Annotated in this window: 3 protein-coding genes and 1 pseudogene; 2 read left to right on the top strand and 2 right to left on the bottom strand. The window is 69.7% G+C overall.

The features are described 5' to 3' along the window. Together Q2100_RS24630 and Q2100_RS24625 are read left to right on the top strand one after the other, a co-directional pair. Window positions 1–1,215, top strand: a 1,215-nt coding sequence (locus tag Q2100_RS24630) for an amidase (protein ID WP_302916163.1), incomplete at its 5' end; no start/stop codon positions are given. A 245-nt stretch (window positions 1,216–1,460) separates the two neighbouring features. Continuing rightward, a complete protein-coding gene (locus tag Q2100_RS24625; protein WP_264012689.1) occupies window positions 1,461–2,099 on the top strand; it encodes a hypothetical protein in 639 nt (212 codons plus the stop codon). A gap of 1 nt (window position 2,100) precedes the next feature. On the opposite strand, the gene era is transcribed toward Q2100_RS24625, so the two are convergent. Together era and Q2100_RS24615 are read right to left on the bottom strand one after the other, a co-directional pair. Next, window positions 2,101–3,000 carry a GTPase Era gene (gene era / locus Q2100_RS24620; RefSeq protein ID WP_264012688.1) on the bottom strand — a complete coding sequence of 300 codons (900 nt, stop codon included), beginning with the start codon at window positions 2,998–3,000 and terminating at the stop codon, window positions 2,101–2,103. Then, window positions 2,997–3,121: pseudogene (locus Q2100_RS24615) on the bottom strand (cytidine deaminase); the annotation flags it as partial. The gene era and the pseudogene Q2100_RS24615, both read right to left, overlap by 4 nt.

Raw genomic sequence — 3,121 nt, 5'->3', positions numbered from 1 at the left:
CCGCTGCTCGGCATCCCGATCGCGGTCAAGGACGACGTGGACATCGCCGGGATGCCCACCCGCTTCGGCGCCGACGGGACGGTGCGCCCGGCGCGTGAGGATTCCGAGGTGGTGCGCAGGCTGCGGGCCGCCGGTGCGGTCATCGTCGGCAAGACCAACACCTGCGAGCTGGGCCAGTGGCCCTTCACCAGTGGGCCGGCGTTCGGCCACACCCGCAACCCGTGGTCGCGCGACCACACCCCCGGCGGCTCGTCGGGCGGCAGCGCCGCGGCCGTGGCCGCCGGACTGGTCACCGCGGCGATCGGCTCCGACGGCGCGGGCAGTGTGCGGATCCCGGCGGCGTGGTGTCACCTCGTCGGCATCAAACCGCAGCGCGGCCGCATCTCCACCTGGCCGCTGCCCGAGGCGTTCAACGGCATCACGGTCAACGGCGTGCTCGCGCGCACCGTCATCGACGCCGCACTGGTCCTCGACGCGGCGTCGGGCAACGCGGCGGGCGACCTGCACCGGCCGGACCCGGTGCGGGCGGCGGACTTCGTCGGCCGGGCTCCGGGCCCGCTGCGCATCGCGATGTCGACGAAGTTCCCGTTCACGGTCTTCAGGGCGAAACTCCACCCGGAGATCCGCACCGCGATGCAACGCGTCGCGGGCCAGCTCGAACAGCTGGGTCACACCGTGATCGCCGCCGATCCCGACTACACCGTCGGCATGTCGTGGAACTTCTTGTCGCGCAGCACCTCCGGACTGTTGGATTGGGCCGAGCGGCTCGGTCCCGGGGTCGAACTGGACAAGCGCACGAAAGCCAACCTGCGGACGGGCCGGCTGTTGTCGGAGCATGTGCTGCGCAAGGCGCGGCGCCGGGAGGCCGCGGCGCAGCGGCGTATCGGGTGGGTGTTCAACATCGCCGACGTGGTGCTGGCGCCGACCACCGCCCTGCCTGCGCCGCCGGTGCACGACTTCGACCGGCGCGGCGGGCTGTCGACCGACCGCACGATGATCAAGGCGTGCCCGGTGACGTGGCCGTGGAATCTGCTGGGGTGGCCGTCGATCAACGTGCCGGCCGGCTTCACCGCCGACGGGTTGCCGATCGGTGTCCAGCTCATGGGGCCGGAGGCGAGCGAACCGCTGCTGGTGTCGCTGGCCGCCGAACTGGAGGCCATCAACGGCTGGGTGACCATGCAGCCGGCACGGTGGTGGGACGACGTACCCGGGTGATCCCGGACCGACAGAGGGTCAGGGATAGGGAAAGACCCGATTCATCCCCCCGCGCGCGGCAATAGCGTCGAGGCCTCACCCGCGTGGGAGCACGCCGGCTCCACGGCGCTTCTGCATGGCAGCGGTCGGCGCATCTTCGCGGCGTGAGGTAGCGCCCTACGCTATCGAGCCCGATCCGTGCTCAATAGCGTCACTTTCGCCGGCAGCCGGGGAAGCGCTGCCGCATCCCAACTGGAGGATGATCGATGAACAGCACGAAGCTCATTCCGCTGTCCGCGGCACTGATGGCGGCAGCCGCCCTCACACCGGCGCCGGTGTCGGCCCAACCGTTCGGACCCGACACCTGTATCAGCGGATTCGTCTGGCGCGAGGCGGCGCCGGGTGACAACGTCTGCGTCACGCCGGCCACCCGCGACGCCACCGCGGCACAGAACGCACAGGCCGTCGCCAATCGGGATCCCAACGGCGCGTTCGGATCCAACAGTTGCAAGCAGGGATTCGTGTGGCGTGAGGCGTTCGACGGCGACGTCGTGTGCGTGACCCCGGATGTGCGGGCCGCCACGAAGGCCGACAACGCCCAGGCGGCATCCAGGAAGGTCGGCACTCAGGCTCCGCCAGCGGCGTCCGCGCAGTTGCGCAGCGTCCTCTTCGAGGTGACGGGGACAGGCACCGTGTACTCGATCGACCTGGATCCGGGCGGTCGCCTTCCCGAGGGCACCACTGCGCCGTTCCACCAGACCACGGCAATCGGCCCGGACGTATCGCTGCTCCAGGTCGTCGTCGTCACCAAGTCCGGTAGCCAGGGGTGCCGCATCACGGTCGACGACACGGTGGTGGCAGAGGTGGCGCCCGGTGACGCGGCGCACTGCACCGCATACCTGTGAACTAGAAGCCCAAGCGGCCCAACTGTTTCGGATCGCGCTGCCAGTTCTTGGCGATCTTCACCCGGAGCTCCAGGTACACCTTGGTGCCGAGGAGCTTCTCGATCTGGGTGCGGGCGGCGGTGCCGACTTCCCGGAGTCTGGCACCGCCCTTGCCGATCACGATGCCCTTCTGGCTGTCGCGTTCGACGTAGAGGATGGCGTGCACATCGATCAGGTCGTCCCGGTCTTCGCGCGGGTTGATCTCCTCGATCACCACGGCGAGGGAGTGCGGTAGTTCGTCGCGCACACCTTCGAGGGCGGCCTCGCGGATCAGCTCGGCCATCAGCGTCTCCTCGGGCTCGTCGGTCAGCTCACCGTCGGGGTAGAAGGCCGGCCCCGGCGGCAGCTGGGCTGCGAACACGTCGATGAGCACGTCGAGTTGTTCGTCGGCGGTGGCCGACACCGGCACGATCTCGGTGTCCGGCCCCACCAGCTCGCTGACCGCCATCAGCTGCGCGGCGACCTTCTCCTTTGAGACCTTGTCGATCTTGGTGACGATCGCGACCAGCGTGGTCCTCGGCGCCACCGCCTTGATCTGTTCGAGGATCCACCGGTCGCCGGGGCCGATCGCCTCGTCGGCGGGGATGCACAACCCGATCACGTCGACCTCGGAGTAGGTGTTCTTCACCAGCTCGTTGAGTCGCTGCCCCAGCAGCGTGCGCGGCCGGTGCAGGCCAGGGGTGTCGACGAGGATGATCTGGAAGTCGGTGCGGTGCACGATGCCGCGGATGGTGTGCCGCGTGGTCTGCGGCCGGTTCGAGGTGATCGCCACCTTGGTGCCCACCAGCGCGTTCGTCAGCGTCGACTTGCCGGTGTTCGGCCTTCCGACGAAACACACGAACCCCGAGCGGAATTCGCTCACGCGGTGACCGTTCCCGCCCGGTCGGTGACGATGACGGCGGCGCCCGGTGACAGCTCGCGCACCGCGGCGACACCGGCGTCGTCGCCCGCCCCGCCGACGAGCACGGCTGCCTCCAGGCCGG

Origin of the sequence: Mycolicibacterium arseniciresistens (assembly GCF_030519285.1) — a bacterium.
In the GTDB taxonomy this organism is placed as follows: Bacteria; Actinomycetota; Actinomycetes; order Mycobacteriales; family Mycobacteriaceae; genus Mycobacterium; species Mycobacterium arseniciresistens.
Note: the sequence above shows the minus strand (reverse complement) of the source record. Positions and strands in the feature narration are given on the sequence as shown.